At 50.0% G+C, this 19,672-nt stretch carries 20 protein-coding genes, 1 tRNA gene and 1 pseudogene; 7 read left to right on the top strand and 15 right to left on the bottom strand.

Features of this window, described 5'->3' with window-relative positions; all coding sequences use genetic code 11:
- Nucleotides 1-119: 119 nt before the first annotated feature.
- The 3 genes from Q1A69_RS02225 to Q1A69_RS02215 are packed head-to-tail and all read right to left on the bottom strand — an operon-like array spanning nucleotide 120 to nucleotide 2,631.
- Complete coding sequence (locus Q1A69_RS02225) at nucleotides 120-1,355, bottom strand: ATP-grasp domain-containing protein (protein WP_299580464.1); 1,236 nt, start codon at nucleotides 1,353-1,355, stop codon at nucleotides 120-122.
- 13 nt (nucleotides 1,356-1,368) lie between these two features.
- Nucleotides 1,369-2,166, bottom strand: a complete 798-nt coding sequence (locus Q1A69_RS02220) for an iron-containing redox enzyme family protein (RefSeq protein WP_299580461.1) — start codon at nucleotides 2,164-2,166, stop codon at nucleotides 1,369-1,371.
- Nucleotides 2,167-2,217: 51 nt separating this feature from the next.
- Nucleotides 2,218-2,631 carry a DUF2000 domain-containing protein gene (locus Q1A69_RS02215; RefSeq protein ID WP_299580458.1) on the bottom strand — a complete coding sequence of 138 codons (414 nt, stop codon included), beginning with the start codon at nucleotides 2,629-2,631 and terminating at the stop codon, nucleotides 2,218-2,220.
- A gap of 277 nt (nucleotides 2,632-2,908) precedes the next feature.
- Between Q1A69_RS02215 and Q1A69_RS02210 the strand changes: the two genes are divergently transcribed.
- Nucleotides 2,909-3,781 (top strand): LysR family transcriptional regulator, encoded by an 873-nt coding sequence (locus Q1A69_RS02210; RefSeq protein ID WP_299580455.1) that lies wholly within the window; start codon nucleotides 2,909-2,911, stop codon nucleotides 3,779-3,781.
- A gap of 342 nt (nucleotides 3,782-4,123) precedes the next feature.
- On the opposite strand, the pseudogene Q1A69_RS02205 reads toward Q1A69_RS02210, so the two are convergent.
- Nucleotides 4,124-4,912: pseudogene (locus tag Q1A69_RS02205) on the bottom strand (IS30 family transposase); the annotation flags it as partial.
- Nucleotides 4,913-4,927: 15 nt separating this feature from the next.
- Nucleotides 4,928-5,092: a helix-turn-helix domain-containing protein gene (locus Q1A69_RS02200; RefSeq protein ID WP_299580452.1), complete on the bottom strand. Its 165-nt coding sequence runs from the start codon at nucleotides 5,090-5,092 to the stop codon at nucleotides 4,928-4,930.
- 493 nt (nucleotides 5,093-5,585) lie between these two features.
- Here Q1A69_RS02200 and Q1A69_RS02195 point away from each other — a divergent pair, with 493 nt between their 5' ends.
- The 3 genes from Q1A69_RS02195 to Q1A69_RS02185 are packed head-to-tail and all read left to right on the top strand — an operon-like array spanning nucleotide 5,586 to nucleotide 6,518.
- On the top strand, nucleotides 5,586-5,873 hold the full coding sequence (locus tag Q1A69_RS02195) for a putative quinol monooxygenase (protein ID WP_299580449.1): 288 nt from the start codon (nucleotides 5,586-5,588) through the stop codon (nucleotides 5,871-5,873).
- Between the two features lie 7 nt (nucleotides 5,874-5,880).
- Complete coding sequence (locus tag Q1A69_RS02190; protein WP_299580446.1) at nucleotides 5,881-6,324, top strand: MarR family transcriptional regulator; 444 nt, start codon at nucleotides 5,881-5,883, stop codon at nucleotides 6,322-6,324.
- Nucleotides 6,321-6,518 (top strand): hypothetical protein, encoded by a 198-nt coding sequence (locus Q1A69_RS02185; protein ID WP_299580443.1) that lies wholly within the window; start codon nucleotides 6,321-6,323, stop codon nucleotides 6,516-6,518. Before Q1A69_RS02190 ends, Q1A69_RS02185 begins: the two co-directional genes overlap by 4 nt.
- A 19-nt stretch (nucleotides 6,519-6,537) precedes the next feature.
- On the opposite strand, the gene bla is transcribed toward Q1A69_RS02185, so the two are convergent.
- The 6 genes from bla to Q1A69_RS02155 all read right to left on the bottom strand — a co-directional run bounded on the left by bla (nucleotide 6,538) and on the right by Q1A69_RS02155 (nucleotide 10,343).
- On the bottom strand, nucleotides 6,538-7,422 hold the full coding sequence (bla, locus tag Q1A69_RS02180) for a subclass B3 metallo-beta-lactamase (RefSeq protein ID WP_299580440.1): 885 nt from the start codon (nucleotides 7,420-7,422) through the stop codon (nucleotides 6,538-6,540).
- 31 nt (nucleotides 7,423-7,453) lie between these two features.
- The gene (locus Q1A69_RS02175; RefSeq protein ID WP_299580437.1) at nucleotides 7,454-8,239 is read right to left on the bottom strand and encodes a hypothetical protein; all 786 of its coding nucleotides are present in this window, start codon (nucleotides 8,237-8,239) and stop codon (nucleotides 7,454-7,456) included.
- A gap of 329 nt (nucleotides 8,240-8,568) precedes the next feature.
- Nucleotides 8,569-9,138 carry a GNAT family N-acetyltransferase gene (locus Q1A69_RS02170; RefSeq protein WP_299580434.1) on the bottom strand — a complete coding sequence of 190 codons (570 nt, stop codon included), beginning with the start codon at nucleotides 9,136-9,138 and terminating at the stop codon, nucleotides 8,569-8,571.
- A gap of 10 nt (nucleotides 9,139-9,148) precedes the next feature.
- Nucleotides 9,149-9,652 (bottom strand): GNAT family N-acetyltransferase, encoded by a 504-nt coding sequence (locus tag Q1A69_RS02165; RefSeq protein ID WP_299580431.1) that lies wholly within the window; start codon nucleotides 9,650-9,652, stop codon nucleotides 9,149-9,151.
- A 17-nt stretch (nucleotides 9,653-9,669) separates the two neighbouring features.
- A complete protein-coding gene (locus Q1A69_RS02160; protein WP_299580428.1) occupies nucleotides 9,670-10,122 on the bottom strand; it encodes a YaiI/YqxD family protein in 453 nt (150 codons plus the stop codon).
- Nucleotides 10,119-10,343, bottom strand: a complete 225-nt coding sequence (locus Q1A69_RS02155; protein WP_299580425.1) for a DUF3565 domain-containing protein — start codon at nucleotides 10,341-10,343, stop codon at nucleotides 10,119-10,121. Before Q1A69_RS02155 ends, Q1A69_RS02160 begins: the two co-directional genes overlap by 4 nt.
- Nucleotides 10,344-10,496: 153 nt before the next feature.
- Between Q1A69_RS02155 and rep the strand changes: the two genes are divergently transcribed.
- Nucleotides 10,497-12,530 (top strand): DNA helicase Rep, encoded by a 2,034-nt coding sequence (gene rep, locus Q1A69_RS02150; protein WP_299580422.1) that lies wholly within the window; start codon nucleotides 10,497-10,499, stop codon nucleotides 12,528-12,530.
- 177 nt (nucleotides 12,531-12,707) lie between these two features.
- Here rep and Q1A69_RS02145 read toward each other — a convergent pair whose 3' ends face one another.
- Nucleotides 12,708-14,669: a hypothetical protein gene (locus tag Q1A69_RS02145; RefSeq protein WP_299580419.1), complete on the bottom strand. Its 1,962-nt coding sequence runs from the start codon at nucleotides 14,667-14,669 to the stop codon at nucleotides 12,708-12,710.
- Nucleotides 14,670-14,996: 327 nt separating this feature from the next.
- The gene (locus Q1A69_RS02140; protein WP_299580416.1) at nucleotides 14,997-15,416 is read right to left on the bottom strand and encodes a cytochrome c5 family protein; all 420 of its coding nucleotides are present in this window, start codon (nucleotides 15,414-15,416) and stop codon (nucleotides 14,997-14,999) included.
- Between the two features lie 187 nt (nucleotides 15,417-15,603).
- Here Q1A69_RS02140 and Q1A69_RS02135 point away from each other — a divergent pair.
- Nucleotides 15,604-15,680: transfer RNA gene (locus Q1A69_RS02135), tRNA-Arg, on the top strand.
- A gap of 148 nt (nucleotides 15,681-15,828) precedes the next feature.
- On the opposite strand, the gene glp is transcribed toward Q1A69_RS02135, so the two are convergent.
- Both glp and narL read right to left on the bottom strand, forming a co-directional pair.
- Nucleotides 15,829-17,073, bottom strand: coding sequence for a gephyrin-like molybdotransferase Glp (gene glp, locus Q1A69_RS02130; RefSeq protein WP_299580414.1), 1,245 nt, complete (start codon nucleotides 17,071-17,073; stop codon nucleotides 15,829-15,831).
- Between the two features lie 46 nt (nucleotides 17,074-17,119).
- Nucleotides 17,120-17,785 carry a two-component system response regulator NarL gene (narL, locus tag Q1A69_RS02125; RefSeq protein WP_299580411.1) on the bottom strand — a complete coding sequence of 222 codons (666 nt, stop codon included), beginning with the start codon at nucleotides 17,783-17,785 and terminating at the stop codon, nucleotides 17,120-17,122.
- Nucleotides 17,786-17,980: 195 nt separating this feature from the next.
- Between narL and Q1A69_RS02120 the strand changes: the two genes are divergently transcribed.
- On the top strand, nucleotides 17,981-19,594 hold the full coding sequence (locus Q1A69_RS02120; protein ID WP_299580408.1) for an MFS transporter: 1,614 nt from the start codon (nucleotides 17,981-17,983) through the stop codon (nucleotides 19,592-19,594).
- The last annotated feature ends 78 nt before the right edge of the window (nucleotides 19,595-19,672 follow it).

Here is a 19,672-nt window from a genome sequence, read left to right as displayed (position 1 = left end):
CTCATTCAAATACGAAATGCGTGATTGCAATGCGGACAATTACCGAAGCTGTCCGAATCTACGATACCCGCCCCACCCCTGGGAGAAAGCTCCGCCTGGCTGGCAGGGCGATACCTGCCTTATGCCTTGCGGATACGGGTAAGTTCTGCGGCCCGCCCAATCGCGTTGTCCGCATTTTTCTTGGCTTGCGCCTGATATTTACCAGAGCACATTACCTGGAGTATCCAGTGATAGTTGGAGCTCGCAGCTTCGATTTTTTCACCGGCCCCCTTGTGCAACCAGACGTGCTCGACACCCGGCAACTCGGCAATCTCCTCCTCCGTTGGCAGCGCCTCGAGAACACCGCTCTCACTGGATACCAGACACTTCCAGGCGGCGCCCTTCCGGTGTTCGTAGAGACGTTCTCCGGCATCCAGGTTGCCCAGGCAGAGTTCCACACAGTCGCCAACAATCGACCGACCTGTCGCCAGGTCCTGCATAATGGAGTGACCGCTACCGCCGACCCTTGTATTGATTTCCACCAGGTGTGGGCCTGCCTCGGTGATCATCATCTCTACATGGCTGGGACCGTGGTGATAGCCGATGGCATCCAGGGCGGCGCAGGCCTTCTTCTCGATCTGTTCCGCCAACGGGTTCTGCAGGGGAAAAGAGGCACCAACCTCCACACAGTCATTGATGAGGTCCCGGTCTGCGATGCCGACGACCTGATGGACCCCTTCACCGAGGGTAAGGATTTCCACACTGACCAGCTTTCCCTGCAGGTAGTCCTCGACTACAAAGGCCTTGGAAATCCAGTCTTCATCGATGCCTGAGAGTTTTCCGGCCAGGGCCTCCATGTCATCCACTCCCCGACAAACCACGGCGCCGATACTGGAGTGCCCCTGAACCGGCTTGATGAAGCAGGGATAGGCGATATCATTCTTTGCAGCAGCCAGCTGTTCGGCCGTATCCACCTTGATACAGCCGACATCATCTGCGCCCTTTTCAGACAACACCTCGCGGAAGCAGTATTTGTCCTGTGCGATCCGGATCGATTCCGGGTCCGGCCCCCTGAGCTCCAGATCTCGCGCGAGTCGCGCCGTCATCTCCGTGCGTATTTCCGCAAACGTGAGCACGGCGTCGACCCGGTCCAGGTTGTCCTGCAGCGCCTGCTTGACCTCGGAGATGTCGTTTGAATTCCCAACTTGAATCAGCTGATCCACCTGATCCAGTTTGTACATGCAGGATTTTGGGAACCATTTCTTGAAGCGCTCGTGGCTGTCGCTCACCAGCACAGACTTGTAACCCTTCGATTTGCAGTACAGGATGGCATCCAAGCCACTGAAATTCGTTTCAATAAACACGACCGTAGTCATCGGCGCTGCCCCCTTACGCTGTCGCTCTCAGATCGGTTTCCATATTGATGATGCGGGCATTCTGGTCCCAAAAGCGCTGCCAGAAATCGATTCCGGCATCGAAGGACTCCTTGAATTCGCGCTTCTGAGTATCTGTTTTGCAAAAACGCAGATAGTTGGCAACCGAGTGCCTGATATGCTCTGTCTCGTCCGCTCTGTGGATCTTGAAGAAGGGGCTGTCTGACAGCGGCCTTTCACACTTCTGGTCATGGCAGAGGCAGTTGAACAAAGTCTCGATGTTTTCCTCTGCGATGATCTCGAAGCTGAGAAGCAGGCCGACAATCCCAAACTGGCTCTTGATGCCAACCAGCGTTCTGTCCAGACCGGAAAGCACTTCCTTTATGGAGGCGGCAGATTCACTGATCAGTTCGATTCCCGCATCCTTAATCGCTTCCAGGAACAGGTTGGAATGGATGAAATCCTTATCCCTTCCTCCGAGTTCATCGTAGGCGATCTGGATAAGGTGGTGTTGGCGCTCCGGATCGGTGGTGAGAGCGACCGCCTTGCAGAGAAATACGGGAACATAGCGAGTGAAGTCGTACCATGCGGTAGCCATACTTTCAGCCGCGGTAATACTACGTTTACTTGTTATAGTGGCATTAATATTGACAAATACGTTGTGTTTTGCCGCCTCTTCCTGGAAATATTTTGTCCAGTAAATAACTTCCGGGTGGTCGTAATCGTAAACGCTCTCAGGAATCAAGTACCTCACCTCGCGATCTGCTACGTCACTACCAACAGTACTGGCTTCAGCTACATCTAATGTTTTCACAGAACTCTCCTTGTTTATTGATCTATCACCAAGCGCAACTTATTAAGTTAACTACCTTAATAGAGGTAAGTTTCCGCTAAATTTATTTACAATTTTTTTATCACCGTACAAGGCAATGCCCATATACTGCTGCTCTTCTTCTGGTGTTTCTGAGAGAACCTCAGCGTACTCTTCATAGGATTTTGTTGTACGAGTAGCCCCGATAAGGTCCACCACAATAAGGCCCGGCTCGTATTCTTGTAACTTCATCCTCAGTTCTCGCAATAACTCACCATTACCTTTTAGTGCCGGCAAAGCCATAGTTGTGATTCCACGTCGTACATTCCCAGTACTGTCAAATAGATCCCTGCCAACAATTTCCGGGCACAACTTGCCAACGCTCATCGCCAGTACGGCCGCTGTATTCGCCAAAACACCAGGTGGCAAACTCTCATCTAAAATCAATACAAACTTTCTATCAGACATGACAATGCCCTCCAGCCTCTAATCTATTGACTGACTAACCACAGAAATGTTAGCCGGTTAAGAAAAGCAAATTGAATGAAAGCCCTAACGCACCATTTTCGATCACATGCACAATGTAATGCTTATCTTAAAATTTTCTTATATTGTGGTAGTGCTCACCGATCTAATGACTTTATCCCAAAAACGCCTAATTGATTATCCACAAAAAATTAAAATATACTTTTCGCTTATTTCAACTTATTTTAGATCGACTAATCATATAAATGGAGTTATATACGTGTTAAAGGATGTACGCTATTTAATCGTATTCGCAAAAGTAGTTGAGGGTGGATCATTCCGCTCTGCTGCGCATGCACTGGATATGTCAATATCCAGTGCCAGCCAGTATGTTTCCAAGCTAGAAGAAAGCCTCGGCGTTGCCCTCTTGTACCGTAATACGCGTAAGCTTTCGCTGACTCAAGATGGCAAAGCCATTTTCGGAGTTGCGAAAAAAATATTGGAGCTATATTCTGATAATCTTCGTGATTACAGGAATGTCAGCAGGCGTGGGGGTAGTAAGTTACGAGTTGCCATTCCAGCTATTCTGATAAATAGTCGGCTGGTAAGCGAGATTTCATCCTTTGCCTCCCGGGAACCTGATTTACATCTACACCTCTTATGCAGTGATCTTCACAACGACCTCATTGGTGAGGGTATTGACCTCGCAATCCGTCTTGGTGATATGCCCGATAGCGGTCTAAAGGCACGTAAGATTTTTATGTTGGATCGGGTATTAGTGGCCAGTACCGATTTCGTGCGCCGCCATGGTCTCTTCGAACACCCCCGAGATTTACAGGACGCTCCCTGGATCGGTCTCACTATGCGCCCAAGCAGCCGCACTTTTATTCATCGTGATCATGGCCATTTCAAGATCTGTTACAACCCAGTCGCCATAGTGGATAACGTCGAAGCATCCTATCGGATGGCAATGTGTGGACTCGGCTTGGCTGCACCTCCAAGGTTTCTGTTTAATTCTTCTGACGGTGTTGAAGAAATTTTACCCGAGTGGCAGTTACCACCGCTACCCGCCTACGCTGTATGGCCACCCAACATTTCTGTCGATAGTCCTGTGCAAAGGCTTATTTCTTATATTAATTCCCAATATACATAACTAGAAGTTGGAATTAGGTGACATCCAAATTCGTCCTATATGAGGTTTAAGAAAAACAATTCTACCAATCAGCAACAACCTGCCAGCCTCATCTTCCATTCAAAGGCAACTGCGCTAACACAGTTGCCTTTTCTAGACACACCTGCAGTAAAACTCTTCTTCATTTACAGATATTCATTTAATTCTAATTAGCAAACTTACCTTTAACTGTACTTAGTACAGTTTTAATAATCGAAATGGATAGGTAGCATGGACAAATACTGAGAAAATCAGTCTCTCGGATATAATTAATATAATACCTGAAAATGTAAAACGTGGCTTCAATTAACAACTACAATTCCCTTATTTCACAAGTAGATTATCTTGCATTCTCATAAAGAACTCATTCGGTGACCTTCCACTTCGGCTCGGTCTAAGTCCACTACTTAGGCGATCCATTAAAAATTGAACCTGCTCGCCTGTAACTTTATTAAAGTCAGTATCCTTTGAGAAGTGCTGTAGAATTATGCCATTAGTTTTCCGTTGTCCCCTCTTTTCCAGGATGAATATGGGTGGGCAAAATAAATATCGGTTTCTAAGCCTTCTGCAATCGTTTCTTAACCAGAGAATACTAGACCATTGTCGAATGGTAATGTTCTTGATTTTATCTTTGAAGCTCACCAAATGGCTTATTGCTGCCTCTGCCAACAAGTCAGATCGTTTTCCTGTCAAACCAATAATGACAGAAAATAACGTCTTACGTTCGACCTTAGTCAGCAATCCTCCGCTTCGCCCCTTGCCTATAACGGTATCACCTTCCCAGTCACCTATTCGATTCATTCGGTCAACAATCGCTGGCCGCTTATCTATGCTGACTCTGTTTCTGATCTTTTCGTGCCGATCATACTCACCGTAGCACTTGCGATAGGGCTTTGATGCAGCCCTAAGATGCTTGTATAAGTTTTCACCATTTGTTTGATCTAAATAAAATAGTTGGCAGATCGTCTCATGATGTAACGATACACCCGTATGTCTCTTTAAATAGTTGGCCGTCTGTTGAGGGCTCAATTCTTTCCGAATTAAAGTGTCTATTTTTTGCCACACGCCATCAGCCACTTTCTTTGTCTTATACGCTTGCTGGTGTCTTAGCTCTGCAAGCTTATGTGCTTACCCTGGGCGATATCCTCGCAAGCCTATATTACCTAGTAGCTCTCGGCTGATCGTCGAGGGATGCCACTCTAACAATTTTTCTATTGCTTTTTGAGAGCACCCGGCTTTTCTTAGGCTGTAAATCTGGTATCGTTCGTTCTCGCTCAGTTGGCAGTAGCTCATCATTACCTTCCTCTTGGTCGGGAGAGGTGCTGACTCTTTCAGCTAAGCCCTCCCTTACCAATTGTACTTATTATCCGAGACTAAGACCCAACAATACTATTACAACTCCGATCCTGCTCCAAAGATAACTTTTCCTATAATTCTGCGAGTATCTCTTGCAGTTCGATTCATCTGGAAAGGCATATTTTTCACCTAATTTATTAAAAGCTTTGGTCGTTATCCGCAAAATTATTATAAACTCACTTTATTGACCATTTTGCTTCCGATTACACGTACATGGATATTTGGCCTTAATCCTACAGTGAGGCTCTACTGCATTTTTGATTTCCCTTGCTATTTCCCTTCTGATAATTTGAGTATTATATAAACCCAGCTTGCTTAAAAATTCCCGCCTTAATTAGTATTAGTTATTAAAATTATTGACGTGACGATCAGTTGACATAACCATTTACATGGTTATCATGATAATTACTTTCATGTGAGGGCACTATGTATGAACAAGCATCTATTCATAATTGCCAAGATTTCTCCTAAGGCGGAGTTTATTACGCAAGCCAAGCAGGCCATCCTATCCATAGTGGCTCATACGTTGGAGGAAGAAGGATGCCTGCAGTTTGCTGTGCATGAGGACGGGGAACGCCTGTTTTTATACGAGGAGTGGCGCAGTCAGGAGGATCTCGACAAGCATTATGCTATGCCCTATATCACACCGATCTTCGAAGCCTATAAAGAATGGCTAATAGGGCCTGTAGAGGTCAACAAATTACAGAAACTGGTGTAGCTCCCCTATGTTTTTTCTTAAAGAGTTACCCACACAACAGATGGTCGCGGGGTACGCAAAGACGTTCTCTGTAAAGGACCCCAACACCGTTCAGAATGCCCTGACCATGATGCGAGATGCGAGCCTGTTACTTCGGTTGCTTGAGAGCTATTTTACCGAGCACGGCACTTCCCAGCTGCGTTTCCTGGTAATGATCGTTATCGACCGGGAGCCAGAAAGGGATAGTTTACTGGCTTCTGAGATTGCGGAGCGTATCGATGTTTCCCGGCCGGTGATGACACGCACCCTGAAAAGTATGCTAGAGGATGGGCTTATTACCATGGAAGCAGATTCCAGTGATGCCCGGGCTAAATGTGTAGCTATCAGTAAAGACGGGAAGAAATTTTTAAAGCAAATATTGCCAGGATACTTCCAGACAATATCCAGTTTTATGAAGGATCTAAAACAATGAAGAAACCAATACTGCACGCCCTGTGTATATGGGCACTGGTCTACCCAATTGTCACTCTATTACTACTGGCGATACAGGCACTGGGACTACAAATTGCAGTCGGCTTCAAAGCCCTGATAATGACTGCAATTCTGGTACCTTTAATGTATTTTTATCTTGTGCCAAAGGTACATCAGTTTTTGGCCCGCTGGTAATTCAGCCAGGCCAATACCGTTAATACCAATTGCTAATTAACCGTAATTTTTCAGCCGCCAGCTGTTGATTTAATTTTTCTTCCGCATTCTCGGCATATTGACGACAGCTCACTGGTGTTTTCTGAGCAGCTGTGTCTTTAAACTCCCAGCCACTGGCAGTTGCGTGAGGGGTCAGTAGTAAGTCACAGGGTAAATCGCGTACACGGGCATAACTGGCACGGAAATCTTCTACGATATTGGGGTAGCGAAGATTATCAATCAACTGGTAACCCGGAGCCGTAAGACTATCCACATAGGCAATATCAGTGACCTTACCCTCAACACTATCCTCCCAGGTCCAGGCCATACTGCCTGGAGTATGGCCTGGGATAAAGTGTACGCGGAGGCGCAAACCCCCGAGAACAACTTGCTCGCCATTAAGCAGGATACGATCCGCCTTTAAGGACGGATATAAAATTTTATCGGCAAAATGAATATCATTGGCGCCACCGCGCGCCATCAATACAGCAGATTCCGCATTTGTCACTATTTGAGCCCCAGTAACGCGCTTTAACTCAGCTAAAGAGCCTATATGATCTGCGTGGGCATGACTGTGCAAAATTAATTTCAAATCGGCGGGTGCGACTCCCAACCCGCGCATATTCTCCAATAAATGTTCAGCACTCTGTTCCATGCCACCATCTATTAGAATCGCGCCTTCTTTGGTTTTTAATAGCAATGAGGTAATTCCCTGAGTACCTATTTGCCATGTTTTGTCTGCAATCTTTAAAGGCGCTACCGGCTGGCGCCAGGACTCCGGCACTTTATAGGTTTCCAGTTGCGGCAGTACCGAAAAATCCTCCGCAGTGGTAATACTAGAAAATATTCCCAGCACCAGAGCCGCTATTTTATCTGTGAGGGCCATCTATTTTTCTCTTATTATTCCAATAAGTATATTATTCGGCGGTATCTGGAGTACACCCGGGTGCTCCATCGCGGACAGTAATCGCCAACCACCCAGCTATACGCTCAAATACTTGATTCCGGTGATTTACACCGTCGGTATCCGTCATATAGTGGTCGTAGCCCGGATATTCCCAATAGGTGAGTTCACAGCGCCCCGCTGAAGTGTACGCATCACGCGCCGCACGACCAGAACTGACCGGTGAAGACTTGTCTTCTGTGCCCTGGATTAACAAAACGGGGGAGTGACTCTTGAGTAAATCATTGACTGGCACCCGATCGACAACATCGGCCCACCAGCGCATAGAGTTTCCGCCCCAAACTTCTGCGCTTTTGGGGTTGGCTCGGGCAAAGTTGAGCTTGGCATCCACCTCTTTAGCCACATGGGGAGGAACCAAGCTCTTTAGCACTTTCGCAAATGATTCCCCCAGACCACTGGAAAAGACCACCGCGGCATCGGGATTCAATCTGGGCGCCAGTCGGGCAACCAGATCACCACCCTCGGAGCCACCGAAAAGCACCAGCTTGCCATTCCACCAATCGTCTCCCCGTAACTCATCAACCACCTGGACTACATCTAACGCACGCTGCTCAACCGTGTGGTTGGCTATGTAATCCTGGGAGCATTCTTTAAATTGATCCGTAGGGCTATCGGCATGGCTAACGCCATATTTTTCCACCAGCAATATGGCATAACCCGGAGCTATTTCCTTGGCTTGCTGAATTGTTGAATTTTTAATAGCCGGAAGACAACCCGAGCCCTGAGCGATCAGAAACATACCCTGCTGCCCGCTACGCGATGGTCTCTCTACCGACCAGTGAAGCAATGAGCCATCCGGACGCTTGCTGACTTTCTGAATAGGTTCAGCAGAACTATGAATCGCAATACTTACTAAGAGCAAACCGATCGCTGAAACCAAGCCTGACCTTGCAGAAAACCACCGTTCCATAGCGAGAACTCCTTGCGCCCCGCCATAAGACTATGACGAGGACATTGTTAATTGATGTCTTGGAAAGAGGAGCGACAGAGAAAAGCCGCCCCCATCTCCGAACCCATCAAAATACAATGGTTCCCAGGCTTGTCGAAATACAAATTACCGCTGTGGAATTATTTAGTAGCGCACATCTTTTCCCACGCATTCGCGCTTATTCGGTACAAACAATGTTGCAAAAGGGGGCTTTCCGCTGGGACCTGTGGATGTGCAAAGACCAGAGAATCCCGTCGCATACCCAAGCGTTCCATTACCCTTTGGGAGCGAATATTTTGCAGAGACGTAAAGGAAACCACTTCCGTGAGGTGCAGGGTATTAAATGCTACTTCCAGGGATGCGCGCGCGGCTTCACTGGCATATCCCTTACCCCAAAAAGGGTGCGCTAATCGCCAGCCAATCTCTACCGCCGGGGCGAAGGGCAGGTCATCGGTCACGTTTTTGATACCGACAAAGCCGATAAATTTGCCAGTTTCTCTAAGCGCCAACGCCCAGAAACCCCAGCCATATTTTTCAATATGGACCTTGCAGCGATCGACACCGGCATCACTCTCCTGTCGCGTCAGCAGTGCGGGAAAAAACTCCATCACCCTGGGATCGGCATTCAGTTCGGCAAATGCAGGTTTATCTTCCTCACGCCACTGACGCAATTGCAAACGTTCGGTGATAGGTTGTATTAATTCAGGCATTGGAAAATTACTATTTCGTTTTTTCTTTCTGCAGGAAAACTTTAGACGGTGCGACCATAAAATCACACTGCTCCAGCCATTCACGTTGCCCTGGATATGCAGCCGCTACAAAGCCCAATTTCTCGTAAAGATTGCGTGCCGCAAAATTAGTACGCAGGACAAATAGGGAGCACTCGGTTGCATCCAGAGTTCTAGCACCGGTTTGTGCAAGCCGTATTATCAGGGCTCGCCCTATTCCGGCCCCACGATGATTCGGAGTGACAATTAAGCGGCTCAGATGGCATCGTCCCAAGTGTTGATAATACTGGCCGAAAGCCAGTGCATCGCCGCTGCTGTCCTGAAGCGTATAACTGGGCAGCTCCGGCCAGCGGCAATCCTCAAGGAAAGACGCCCTCTCCAAAGGGAAACGGAACTTAGGGCCGCCCCACTGTTGGCACTGCTCTCTATCCGGTAGCCAGGACATCAATGTTGGGAATTGCCACTCCTCTATGGGCTTCAGGCTTAAACTCTCCACGGCAATTCTCCTTAGACTTACTTGCGACTCTTAGCTAGCCACCGATCCAACTGGTCGGCAAAGGCTTTGCGGTCCGCCTGGTTCAGTGCCGGTGGGCCGCCAGTATGTACACCACTGGAGCGCAGGGTATCCATAAAATCCCGCATATTTAGGCGCGCGCGGATATTGGCTTTAGTGTAACGCTCACCCCGTGGATTGAGGGCCTCGGCGCCTTTGTCGATCACTTCCGACGCCAGTGGGATATCACTGGTGATAATCAGATCTCCCGCATTGCAGCGTTGTACGATTTCGTTATCGGCCACATCGAAGCCGGCGGTAACCTGTAGGGAACGTATATAGCGAGATGGTGGTACCTTTACCGATTGGTTTGCCACCAAGGTCATTTCTGTGGCGGTGCGCTCGGCAGCGCGGAACAGAATTTCCTTGATGACTACCGGGCAGGCATCGGCATCGACCCAGATTTTTGTCATGGTTGTACAGCCTTACGGATTATGTCGGGCGGCGCGCCCTCATCGCACTTCTTGCAGTTCAGTGGATAGCCCAGCATGGAATCTCGCCCCTTTCCGGTAATCACCCAGGGCCTGCTGGTCCAGGGCGGATTGTGGCGCACATGCTGGAAATGGTCACAGGCAAGTTCGGCTACCCAGTGGTCTTCTTCATCCAGGTGATAGCCGGCGATGGGTTGCTGCATGGAACGAAAGATTCAGTGAATAAGGCGCAGTTATAGTCAATTCCACCGGCAAAGTACATCTGTGGCCGGGCGTTCGCACTGATGCTGGGAGGATTTGAGTCAAGGCTGATAGAATCCCCCGCTTTCTCGTCACGCAAAGATGCAACCCCATCTATGACCCAGCTCAACCCCCGCCAGTCTGAAGCCGTGAAGTATGTCGATGGTCCCTGCCTGGTGCTGGCCGGTGCCGGCTCCGGCAAGACCAGCGTGATCACCCGCAAGATCGCCTACCTGATCGAGCAGTGTGGCTACGCCGCACGCAATATCGCGGCCCTCACTTTCACCAATAAGGCCGCGCGGGAGATGAAAGAGCGGGTGAGCAAACTGCTGGCGGGCCCCGATGGCAAGCGCTCCAAGGCGAGTCACGGCCTCACCGTATCCACCTTCCACAACCTGGGTCTGAACATCCTGCGCAAAGAGCACCGTGCCGCCGGCTTTAAACCCGGCTTCTCCATCTTCGATGCCGAGGATGCCCGCGCCCTAATCAAGGAGTTGATGCTGCGCGATGGCGACCTGGATACCGACCTGCTCGACCGGGTGCAGAACCAGATTTCCAACTGGAAGAACGACATGCTCACCCCGCGCCGCGCCCTGGAACAGGCGCAGAGCCCTGGTGAACAGGCCATCGCCATCGCCTATGACCGCTACTGCGTAGCCCTCAAAGCCTACAATGCGGTCGACTTTGACGACCTGATCCTGCTGCCGGTACAGCTGTTCGACAAGGATCCGGAGTTGCTGCAACGCTGGCGTAAAAAGATCCGTTACCTACTGGTGGATGAATACCAGGACACCAACAATTCCCAGTACCTGCTGGTAAAACTGTTGGTGGGTGGACGCGGTGGCCTCACCGTGGTGGGCGACGACGACCAGTCTATCTACGCCTGGCGCGGTGCGCGCCCGGAGAATATGAGTGCGCTCAACACCGACTTCCCCAACCTGCGCCTGATCAAGCTGGAGCAGAACTATCGTTCCACCAGCCGCATCCTCAAAGTAGCCAACCACCTGATCGCCCATAACCCACACGACTTCGATAAAGCGCTGTGGTCCGATCGCGGCCTGGGTGAGGAGATTCGCGTGCTCAAGGTGGCCAATGAAACTGAGGAAGCGGAGCGGGTTGCTAACGAAGTCTTCCTGCAAAAGAGCCGCCGCGGCTGCAAGTTTATGGATTTTGCCGTGCTCTATCGCGGCAACCACCAGGCGCGCCTTCTTGAGATGAAGCTGCAAGAGCATCAGGTTCCCTACCAGATGTCCGGAGGCACCTCCTTCTTCGCCCGCGCCGAGATCAAGGACGTGATGGCCTATCTGCGCCTGCTGGTAAACCCTGACGATGACAATGCCTTCCTGCGTATTATCAACACCCCACGCCGCCAGATCGGCACCAGCAGCCTGGAGGCTCTGGGCAACTATGCCAAAGGCCGCGAGGTCTCCATGTTCAAAGCCTGCTCGGAGCTGGGCTTTAAGGAGCACATCAACGAGCAGGGCTACGAGCGCCTGAATCGCTTTGCCCTGTGGCTCGAAGGGGTGCAGCGCAACTGTCGTGATACCACCGCCAATGGCGCCTTGCGTGAGATGCTGGAGGATATCGACTACGCCGGCTGGCTCTCGCAAAACGCCAGTAGTGAAAAGGTGGCCGAGAAGCGTATGGAAAATGTGTACTGGCTGCTGGAAAGCCTCAACAAGATTATGGAGGGCACCGACGATGAGCTGGAGCAGGACATTCGCCTGGAGCAGGCCATCTCCAAACTGATCCTGCGAGATATGCTGGAGCGCCAGGAGGAAGAGGAAGCCACCGATAAGGTCAGCCTGATGACCCTGCACGCCGCCAAGGGCCTCGAGTTCCCCCACGTATTTATGATCGGCATGGAAGAAAACTTGCTGCCGCACCGCAACAGTATTGAAGACGACAATATCGAAGAAGAGCGCCGCCTCACCTACGTGGGCATTACCCGCGCCCAACGCACCCTCACCATGACCCTGGCGGGCAAGCGCAAACAGTTCGGCGAAACCCAGGACACCACACCCAGCCGCTTTATTGACGAATTGCCGGAAGAGGATGTGTTGTTAGAAGGATTTGGTAAGGCGACGCCGGAGCAGAATCAGGCCAAGGGAGAGGAAACTCTGGGGTCTTTGTTGAGTATGTTTGATTAGGGGAATTAGACCACTCAATCAACTCTACAAAAAGGCCGCTTAATGAGCGGCCTTTTTACTTCAGATGATCAGTTGGCTAGAAATCTCTATTTCATATTGCCACCAATGTCTTACATACACTTGTATAAATTTCTCTAAGCCTGCCATTTGACTTTAACAGCTAGAAACGTTAACAAATTATTGTATTGCAGACGCCTCCCAGCGATCAATATAACCCGAGGCCTCCACACAAGAGCCTGTGCCATTCAATTTACAACTATCAACTTCCTGATAAACACGAAAATAATAAAAGGTACCATCAAAAAATAGTGGCTCAACTTCTCGATAACGCCACTCAACACAAGTCATATTGCCTTCAGGACAACGACTATAGGTTTCATGAGTAATAAGGTCTACAAAATATCGATGTTCCCGCATAATATTTGTATCAGACCAACCAAAACGACTCCATTCATCCTCAGTTATGTAGTCTGTCCCTTTATACACTTGATAACCACTACCATCCGCATAGTACCTAAATCCAAATTGTTCATAATAATTGAGAAATTCCGGATCGAGTAAATCGAAGACTCCAGCGTAATTGAAAATATCTGAACCGACAGGAATTTCCGTACTGCGCATAACCGGCGTAGCATAGTGGCCTCCAACCGAAGCCAGCGAGCCATCTGCCCGCCGCAAAATACCAAGGGTCCGTATGGCAACACCGTCGGTACCAAAAGTATAATACTCTACTTTACTCCCCCGACTACTTTCGATAACCAAATTCCCAGCATCATTAAACGACAGCACTCCTTCATCTACATATCCAGAGCGATGATCAAATCTTTGGTTAATTGTGCCCTTTGTATTTGGATCAATAATGGACGGTTCCCAGAAGCGGGCCCTTGAAAGGCTATCATCATCCGATCTATCTCTGAAGCCTGCAATAGAAAACGCAGCTGACGATATCTCTTCTAAACTCCCTGTTCTCTTGCTATTCACTTGAGCGAAACTACTCACCACAAAAGAATCAGCGGGTACTTCGCCTCCATCTGACTTTCGACAAGCATAATCAAAGTCAACTTTATATACCGAATAAAATGCAGCATCGTAATATTTTTTCAACCGAACACTATTCAGCTTGGCTCCAGAATTACCACTTTCTAACAAACACTCACTAAAGTAAAAATTTACTCGATCTGAGCCAGACATTTCCAAAGTTATCAAATTGTCATTTTTTGTATAACTCACAGAATTATTTAACTGGTCAGAATAATTCTTATTAGCAAAATACCCAGAACCTGACTCATCCCCGGTTAGATTTATAGCAAACCCATATATACGCTCGAAACCAGGATCTACCGAAACAAATAGCAAGTCCTCTCCAGAGTAATTCTCAACAGGTATAACCTGCTCTTTATCATTCACAAATTGCTCAAAAATTTGTTCATATTTTTTAACATCTAAAGAAGATGTATTTTTTAACTCCAGCGCTACTTTTGCAGCCACGGGATAATCCTGAATAAAGTCATAAGTATTTTCATGCGAAAATAACGATGACTCACCACCGCCAATAATATAACGAAGTCCAACAGCACTCTCTAATAATATTTCCTGCGGTAAAACCTGTGACGCACTTAATAATTCAGTAGATGTAGTAATTTCGCCTTCATTCACTTTTTCCAGAAAAGCAGCCGTAGCAGTAGAAAAAGCATTGACATAAAGTGTTGGCAGTTCATCAACAGAAACAGAGCCTTCATCCTCTCGCACCGCAATCTGTGAAAAATCCCCCACATAAGACTTGAGGATCACTTCTTTACGCTTTTCGGTGGCGGGATAGCGGACAACTACACTGATTAATTCATCATTTATTGTATTTTTAATTTTCGCAGAAAAAATTTTTCCATCAACGATTGCATCGTAATCAATGTCACCTACCTTTACTTTCACTGAAGCAACGCCGTCAACCTTTTCTCCAATTAGACCTTGAACAATGATCTGGGATTGCTGTGAACCACTTCCTCCGGATGTTTCCGGCGATCCACCAGAAGTTTCCGGTAATTCGCCATTAGCGCTATCGCCCTCACTCCCACCTCCGCCGCTACAAGCGGCCAATACAAACGATAGAGCAGCAAAAGAGAAGAATTTCCCCAGCTTCATGCGTAATTTCCTTGTGTTGTTGTATACATCTAACTTACAGGCAGGCGCGGATAATACAGAGTTATTACGTTAGTAGGGATTAAACGCCTAATTACGGCTTATTACAGTTACTGTTGCAGCCTATCTGACACTGAATTTTCTTATAGTCATTTAAGAAAAATTATATCATTTTGCTTTATACGACATTCGATAAGCTTATTTGAAGGTCCAGGTGTTAGCTGGAAATGACCGAAAGAAAAAGCCGATAAGAGGAAGGTGAGTTTTGCTTAGGAGAGAAACAAAAAAAGGCCGCTCAATAAGCGGCCTTTTCGATAGCGAATAAACGGCTTACTTACTATTGTCTACCATATAGTTCACGGCAGCCTTCACTTCGTCATCGCTGCAATCCATACACAGACCCTTAGGTGGCATGGCATTGATACCATTGATGGCATTGGTATAGAGAGTATCCATACCTTTAGCGATACGCGGAGCCCAGGCAGCGGCATCACCAAACTTGGGTGCGTTCGCGATACCTGCCGCGTGGCAAGTGGTACAGCTCTTGTTGTAGATATCCTCACCGCTGCGAGCACCGCCGCTCGCGGCTTCCGGAGCCGCCGCTACAGCCGCCGCGCACTCCTCACCTTTCATGCAGGTTTCACCCGCCGGAGCGATGCGCTCCGCAATTTCCTCATTCACAGACTGCTGGGCCACTGCCGCAGCCGCACTGACGGCCAGTACCGCCACAATACCTAAAATACTCTTCATGCAATTCCCCCAAAGGACCGAAGTGAAATGGCCCGTAGACTATCGATTTACTGCCGCAAACTTCTACGCCGCGCATTATAAGCACTGCGTCGCCCCCTGCCAAAGCTTACGTAACCCCGCCATAAGTCCTTTCGCACGCCCCTCCCCTTCTGTATAATCCGCCTCCCATTGGCACAGATAGCCAAATCCGCCCGTAGCTCAGCTGGATAGAGCGTCGCCCTCCGGAGGCGAAGGTCAGAGGTTCGAATCCTCTCGGGCGGGCCATATACAAGAAAGCCCGCTTATGCGGGCTTTCTTGTATATGGCTCACTCCCAGGCTTCGTTCGAACTCGGGTTCGACCCGAAGGCAGTAAAGCTGCCGCAGAGCAACGAGCCCAAAGGGCGAAGCTAATCCTTACCATGAAAAGTGCGGCTACCCCAACGGCACCCCCAACGGCTCAATCACTACCTGCTCCCCAGCCTCCACACTGCCACTCTCCTGCGCCAAAACAATAAAGCAGTTAGCCGTAGCCAGGCCGGTAAGAATGTGACTCCCCTGGGTGCCAACCGGCTCTACCACCAGCACGCCATTGTCATCGGTGTGGTAAACACCCCGTTGGAAATCGGTACGGCCAGGCTTTTTCTTTAGTGGTTGTAACAGCTTGGCCTGCAATGTATGCGGGCCGCCATTCCATTGATCGCCTTGCATGACGTGCAAGGCGGGTACGGCGAGCTGATAAAACGTCACCAGTGCAGAAACCGGGTTACCCGGCAGACCGAAGAATGGGGTTCCTTGCAGGAAACCGAAAGCGAAGGGTTTGCCGGGCTTCATCGCCACTTTCCAGAAACCGATATCGCCCAGCTCTTCCAACACTTCCCGCGTGTAATCCGCCTCACCGACGGAGACGCCACCAGAGGTAATAATGGCATCGGCCTCTTGGGCCGCGCGCCGTAAGGCATCGGTGATGGCCTGTTTACTGTCCGGCAAAATACCCAGGTCCAACACTTGCAGATCCATTTGGGCGAGGGCCGCCAATAGAGCAATGCGATTGCTATCGTAAATATCCCCTTTTGCCAGAGCTTCACCCGGCTGGCGTAGTTCGTCGCCGGTGGAGAAGAGCGCAATTACCGGTTTGCGCAACACGGTAACCGTACCGGCTCCGGCGGCGGCAAGCAGGGCGATATGGGCAACACTGATGCGCGCTCCGGCCTTCAATAGGATGGAGCCTTCAGGGACATCCTCGCCACAGCGGCGAATATGGTCGCCGGGACGGACTTCGCAGGTAATACGAATGGATTCGTCCTGGGCAGCGACATTTTCCTGCATCACCACGGTATCGGCCCCGGCGGGGAGAGCGGCACCCGTCATAATGCGCACGCAAGTACCCGGATTAACCACACCGTCGAAGGGCGCTCCCGCAAAAGACTTACCGATCAGTTCCAGCGGCAGGCCACTGGCCAGGTCTTCAAAGCGCAGGGCGTAGCCATCCATAGCGGAATTATCGCAAGGCGGCAGATTCACACTCGACGAAACCTCTTCGGCGAGTACTCGACCGGCCGCCTGGACCAGCGGTAGGGTCTCGGTACCATGAACAGGGCTCAGCGCCTGCAACAGTTTTTCGCGGGCATTCTCTATGGGCATCAGGCCCGGCTGACTACAGCAATCGGTGGTGGGCATAGGGATATTTCTCTTACTTCATTCCTTTGCAGTGGGGCGAAACGCGTCAGTGGCCTCGGTTTTGCGATTCCGGGCGCTTTTGATTGACCATCCACACGGCAGCTTCCACGCGGGAACGCATGCCCAACTTTTTCAGTAAATGTTTCACGTGAACCTTTACCGTGGCATCACTGATGTCCAGTTCACGGGCGATTAACTTGTTACTGAGGCCATCGGCGATCAATTGCAAGATCTGATATTCACGACTGGTGAGCGTGGAGAGGGTATCCGCACCAGAATTATCCGGTTTGCGCAGGGCCGAGGCGAGGATCTCGGTAAGGCGTTGGCTGATGGCGAGCTTGCCGTGGGTGGCTTGGATCACCTGGTCGAGAATATCCTCGGGCTCCATATCCTTGAGCAGGTAGCCATCGGCACCGGCGCGAATGCAGGACACTACGTCGGCATTGTTATCGGAAACCGTGAGTATCACGATACGCGAGGCCACATCGGCGGCACGCATCGCACGCAGGGTATCCAGCCCATCCATACCGCGCATATTCAAATCCAGCAGGATAAGGTCTGGCTCATATTGTTTGGCCAGTTCCAGGGCTTCCTCGCCGCTACTGGCCTCGGCCACCAATTCCAAACCGGGCTCCATGGCAAATAATTGCTTGAGACCTTTGCGGAACAGCGGGTGGTCATCGACCATCATTACCGTGGCAGAAGAAGTCATTGGATATCCTGCTTCATTGGTGAAATTGGTTTAAATCTGAACAGTGACTTTACCATAGCGTCCGGCGGCTGCGCTTACTCCCAAAGAGGTAGCCATTCGACGAGCACAAAGGGGTTACTTACTGTTGGTAATTGAGTAGGCTCATCCACCGGCCCATAGTGGCTGGACGAATCGTTTCGAGAAGGAGTGGCCGCCGTGTCTGACATTTACGAGTGGGCCCCGGAGGACAGCAAATTCTGGCAGTCCAAGGGCAAGAAAATAGCAAACCGCAATTTGTGGATATCCATTCCCAGTTTACTGTGCGGCTTCGCCGTGTGGCTTTACTGGGGCATCATTACCGTTCAAATGCTTAATCTCGGCTTTCCCTTTGCCAAAGCCGACCTATTTACTTTAATGGCCATCGCCGGTCTTACCGGGGCCACTCTGCGTATCCCCAGTAGTTTCTTTATCCGGCTGTTCGGTGGTCGCAACACCATTGTATTTACCACCGCATTATTGATGATCCCCGCCCTCGGTACCGGTATCGCACTGCAGAGCAAGGAAACCCCACTGTGGGTCTTCCAGCTGCTGGCACTGTTGTCTGGTATTGGCGGCGGTAACTTCGCCTCCTCCATGTCCAATATCAGCTTCTTTTTTCCCAAGGAGAAGCAGGGTTTAGCTCTGGGTCTGAATGCGGGTCTGGGTAATTTCGGTGTTACCACCATGCAGATTCTGGTTCCGCTGTTTATGACCGTTGGTGCTTTCGGTGCTGTCGGCGGCGATCCCATGACACTCGTAAGCAGCTCAGGCTCTCTGATTGGTAAGGTACCCGCCGGCTCAGAGGCCTGGATTCAAAATGCCGGTTTTGTGTGGCTGTTGTTTTTAATACCGCTGGCCTTTATCGGCTGGTTCGGTATGAACAACCTGCGCACCGAAGAAATTACTCCGGATGTGGGCAGTACCCTGGGCGCCGTCATCAAGATGACCTTAATGCTGGGCATCGGCCTGATTACGGCCGTAGTCGGTCTCTGGCTTTTATTGCCCGAAGCCGCCAACGGCTCTGGCTGGGGCGTGCCCAAAGAGATCGTGCTGGTACTGGTCATCACCGCCACCGTATTTGGTCTGAAGTTGCTGCCCGGCGAGATCGGAACCAGTCTGCAGCGCCAATATCGCATCTTCAATAACAAGCATACCTGGGTGATGAGTGTGATTTACACCATGACCTTCGGCAGCTTTATCGGCTTCGCCGCCGCCTTCCCCCTAGCGATCAAGGTCATCTTCGGTTACAGCCACGTGATGGTGGATGGCGTTATGACCCACGACACCATCAACAGCAATGGTCCCAGTGCCCTGATGTACGCTTGGATGGGCCCCTTTATCGGCGCCCTGATTCGCCCAGTCGGTGGCTGGATTTCCGACCGTATCGGCGGTGCGCTGGTTACCCAGATCTGTGCGGTCGTCATGGTGGGTAGCGCCCTGGGTGTGGCGTATTACATGAAGGCCGCTTACGCCTCGGCCGCCCCGGAAGAGTTTTTCCTCCCCTTCTTCCTGCTCTTCCTGCTGCTGTTTGCCGCTACTGGTATTGGCAACGGCTCTACCTTCCGCACCATCGCCATGGTATTTCCGAAGGAACAGGCCGGTCCGGTATTGGGGTGGACTTCTGCGGTCGCCGCCTACGGTGCCTTCTATATTCCCAAGGTTTTCGGTGAGCAGATCAAAGCCACCACTCCGGAATACGCACTGACGGGTATCGCCATCTTCTATGCGGTCTGTTTAGTGGTGAATTATTGGTTCTACTTGCGTAAAAACGGCGAATTCTATAACCCGTAATTCGTTTTCACTCACAGGACACCGTTGCTTCGGGGAGGTTTTTACCTCCCCTTTTTTATGGCACACACGCACCTTCTA

This window comes from uncultured Microbulbifer sp. (assembly GCF_947498635.1).
Taxonomy (GTDB): Bacteria; Pseudomonadota; Gammaproteobacteria; order Pseudomonadales; family Cellvibrionaceae; genus Microbulbifer; species Microbulbifer echini.
Note: the sequence above shows the minus strand (reverse complement) of the source record. Positions and strands in the feature narration are given on the sequence as shown.

What these genes read in the sequence shown, in the direction of transcription:
- Q1A69_RS02160 (WP_299580428.1), bottom strand. Translation starts at nt 10,122, where the DNA reads ATGACAAAAATCTGGGTCGATGCCGATGCCTGCCCGGTAGTCATCAAG.
- bla (WP_299580440.1), bottom strand. Translation starts at nt 7,422, where the DNA reads ATGGCCCTCACAGATAAAATAGCGGCTCTGGTGCTGGGAATATTTTCT.
- Q1A69_RS02155 (WP_299580425.1), bottom strand. Translation starts at nt 10,343, where the DNA reads ATGCAGCAACCCATCGCCGGCTATCACCTGGATGAAGAAGACCACTGG.
- Q1A69_RS02215 (WP_299580458.1), bottom strand. Translation starts at nt 2,631, where the DNA reads ATGTCTGATAGAAAGTTTGTATTGATTTTAGATGAGAGTTTGCCACCT.
- Q1A69_RS02175 (WP_299580437.1), bottom strand. Translation starts at nt 8,239, where the DNA reads ATGTTTCTGATCGCTCAGGGCTCGGGTTGTCTTCCGGCTATTAAAAAT.
- rep (WP_299580422.1), top strand. Translation starts at nt 10,497, where the DNA reads ATGACCCAGCTCAACCCCCGCCAGTCTGAAGCCGTGAAGTATGTCGAT.
- glp (WP_299580414.1), bottom strand. Translation starts at nt 17,073, where the DNA reads ATGCCCACCACCGATTGCTGTAGTCAGCCGGGCCTGATGCCCATAGAG.
- Q1A69_RS02185 (WP_299580443.1), top strand. Translation starts at nt 6,321, where the DNA reads ATGAAGAAACCAATACTGCACGCCCTGTGTATATGGGCACTGGTCTAC.
- Q1A69_RS02195 (WP_299580449.1), top strand. Translation starts at nt 5,586, where the DNA reads ATGAACAAGCATCTATTCATAATTGCCAAGATTTCTCCTAAGGCGGAG.
- narL (WP_299580411.1), bottom strand. Translation starts at nt 17,785, where the DNA reads ATGACTTCTTCTGCCACGGTAATGATGGTCGATGACCACCCGCTGTTC.
- Q1A69_RS02170 (WP_299580434.1), bottom strand. Translation starts at nt 9,138, where the DNA reads ATGCCTGAATTAATACAACCTATCACCGAACGTTTGCAATTGCGTCAG.
- Q1A69_RS02140 (WP_299580416.1), bottom strand. Translation starts at nt 15,416, where the DNA reads ATGAAGAGTATTTTAGGTATTGTGGCGGTACTGGCCGTCAGTGCGGCT.
- Q1A69_RS02145 (WP_299580419.1), bottom strand. Translation starts at nt 14,669, where the DNA reads ATGAAGCTGGGGAAATTCTTCTCTTTTGCTGCTCTATCGTTTGTATTG.
- Q1A69_RS02225 (WP_299580464.1), bottom strand. Translation starts at nt 1,355, where the DNA reads ATGACTACGGTCGTGTTTATTGAAACGAATTTCAGTGGCTTGGATGCC.
- Q1A69_RS02200 (WP_299580452.1), bottom strand. Translation starts at nt 5,092, where the DNA reads ATGAGCTACTGCCAACTGAGCGAGAACGAACGATACCAGATTTACAGC.
- Q1A69_RS02190 (WP_299580446.1), top strand. Translation starts at nt 5,881, where the DNA reads ATGTTTTTTCTTAAAGAGTTACCCACACAACAGATGGTCGCGGGGTAC.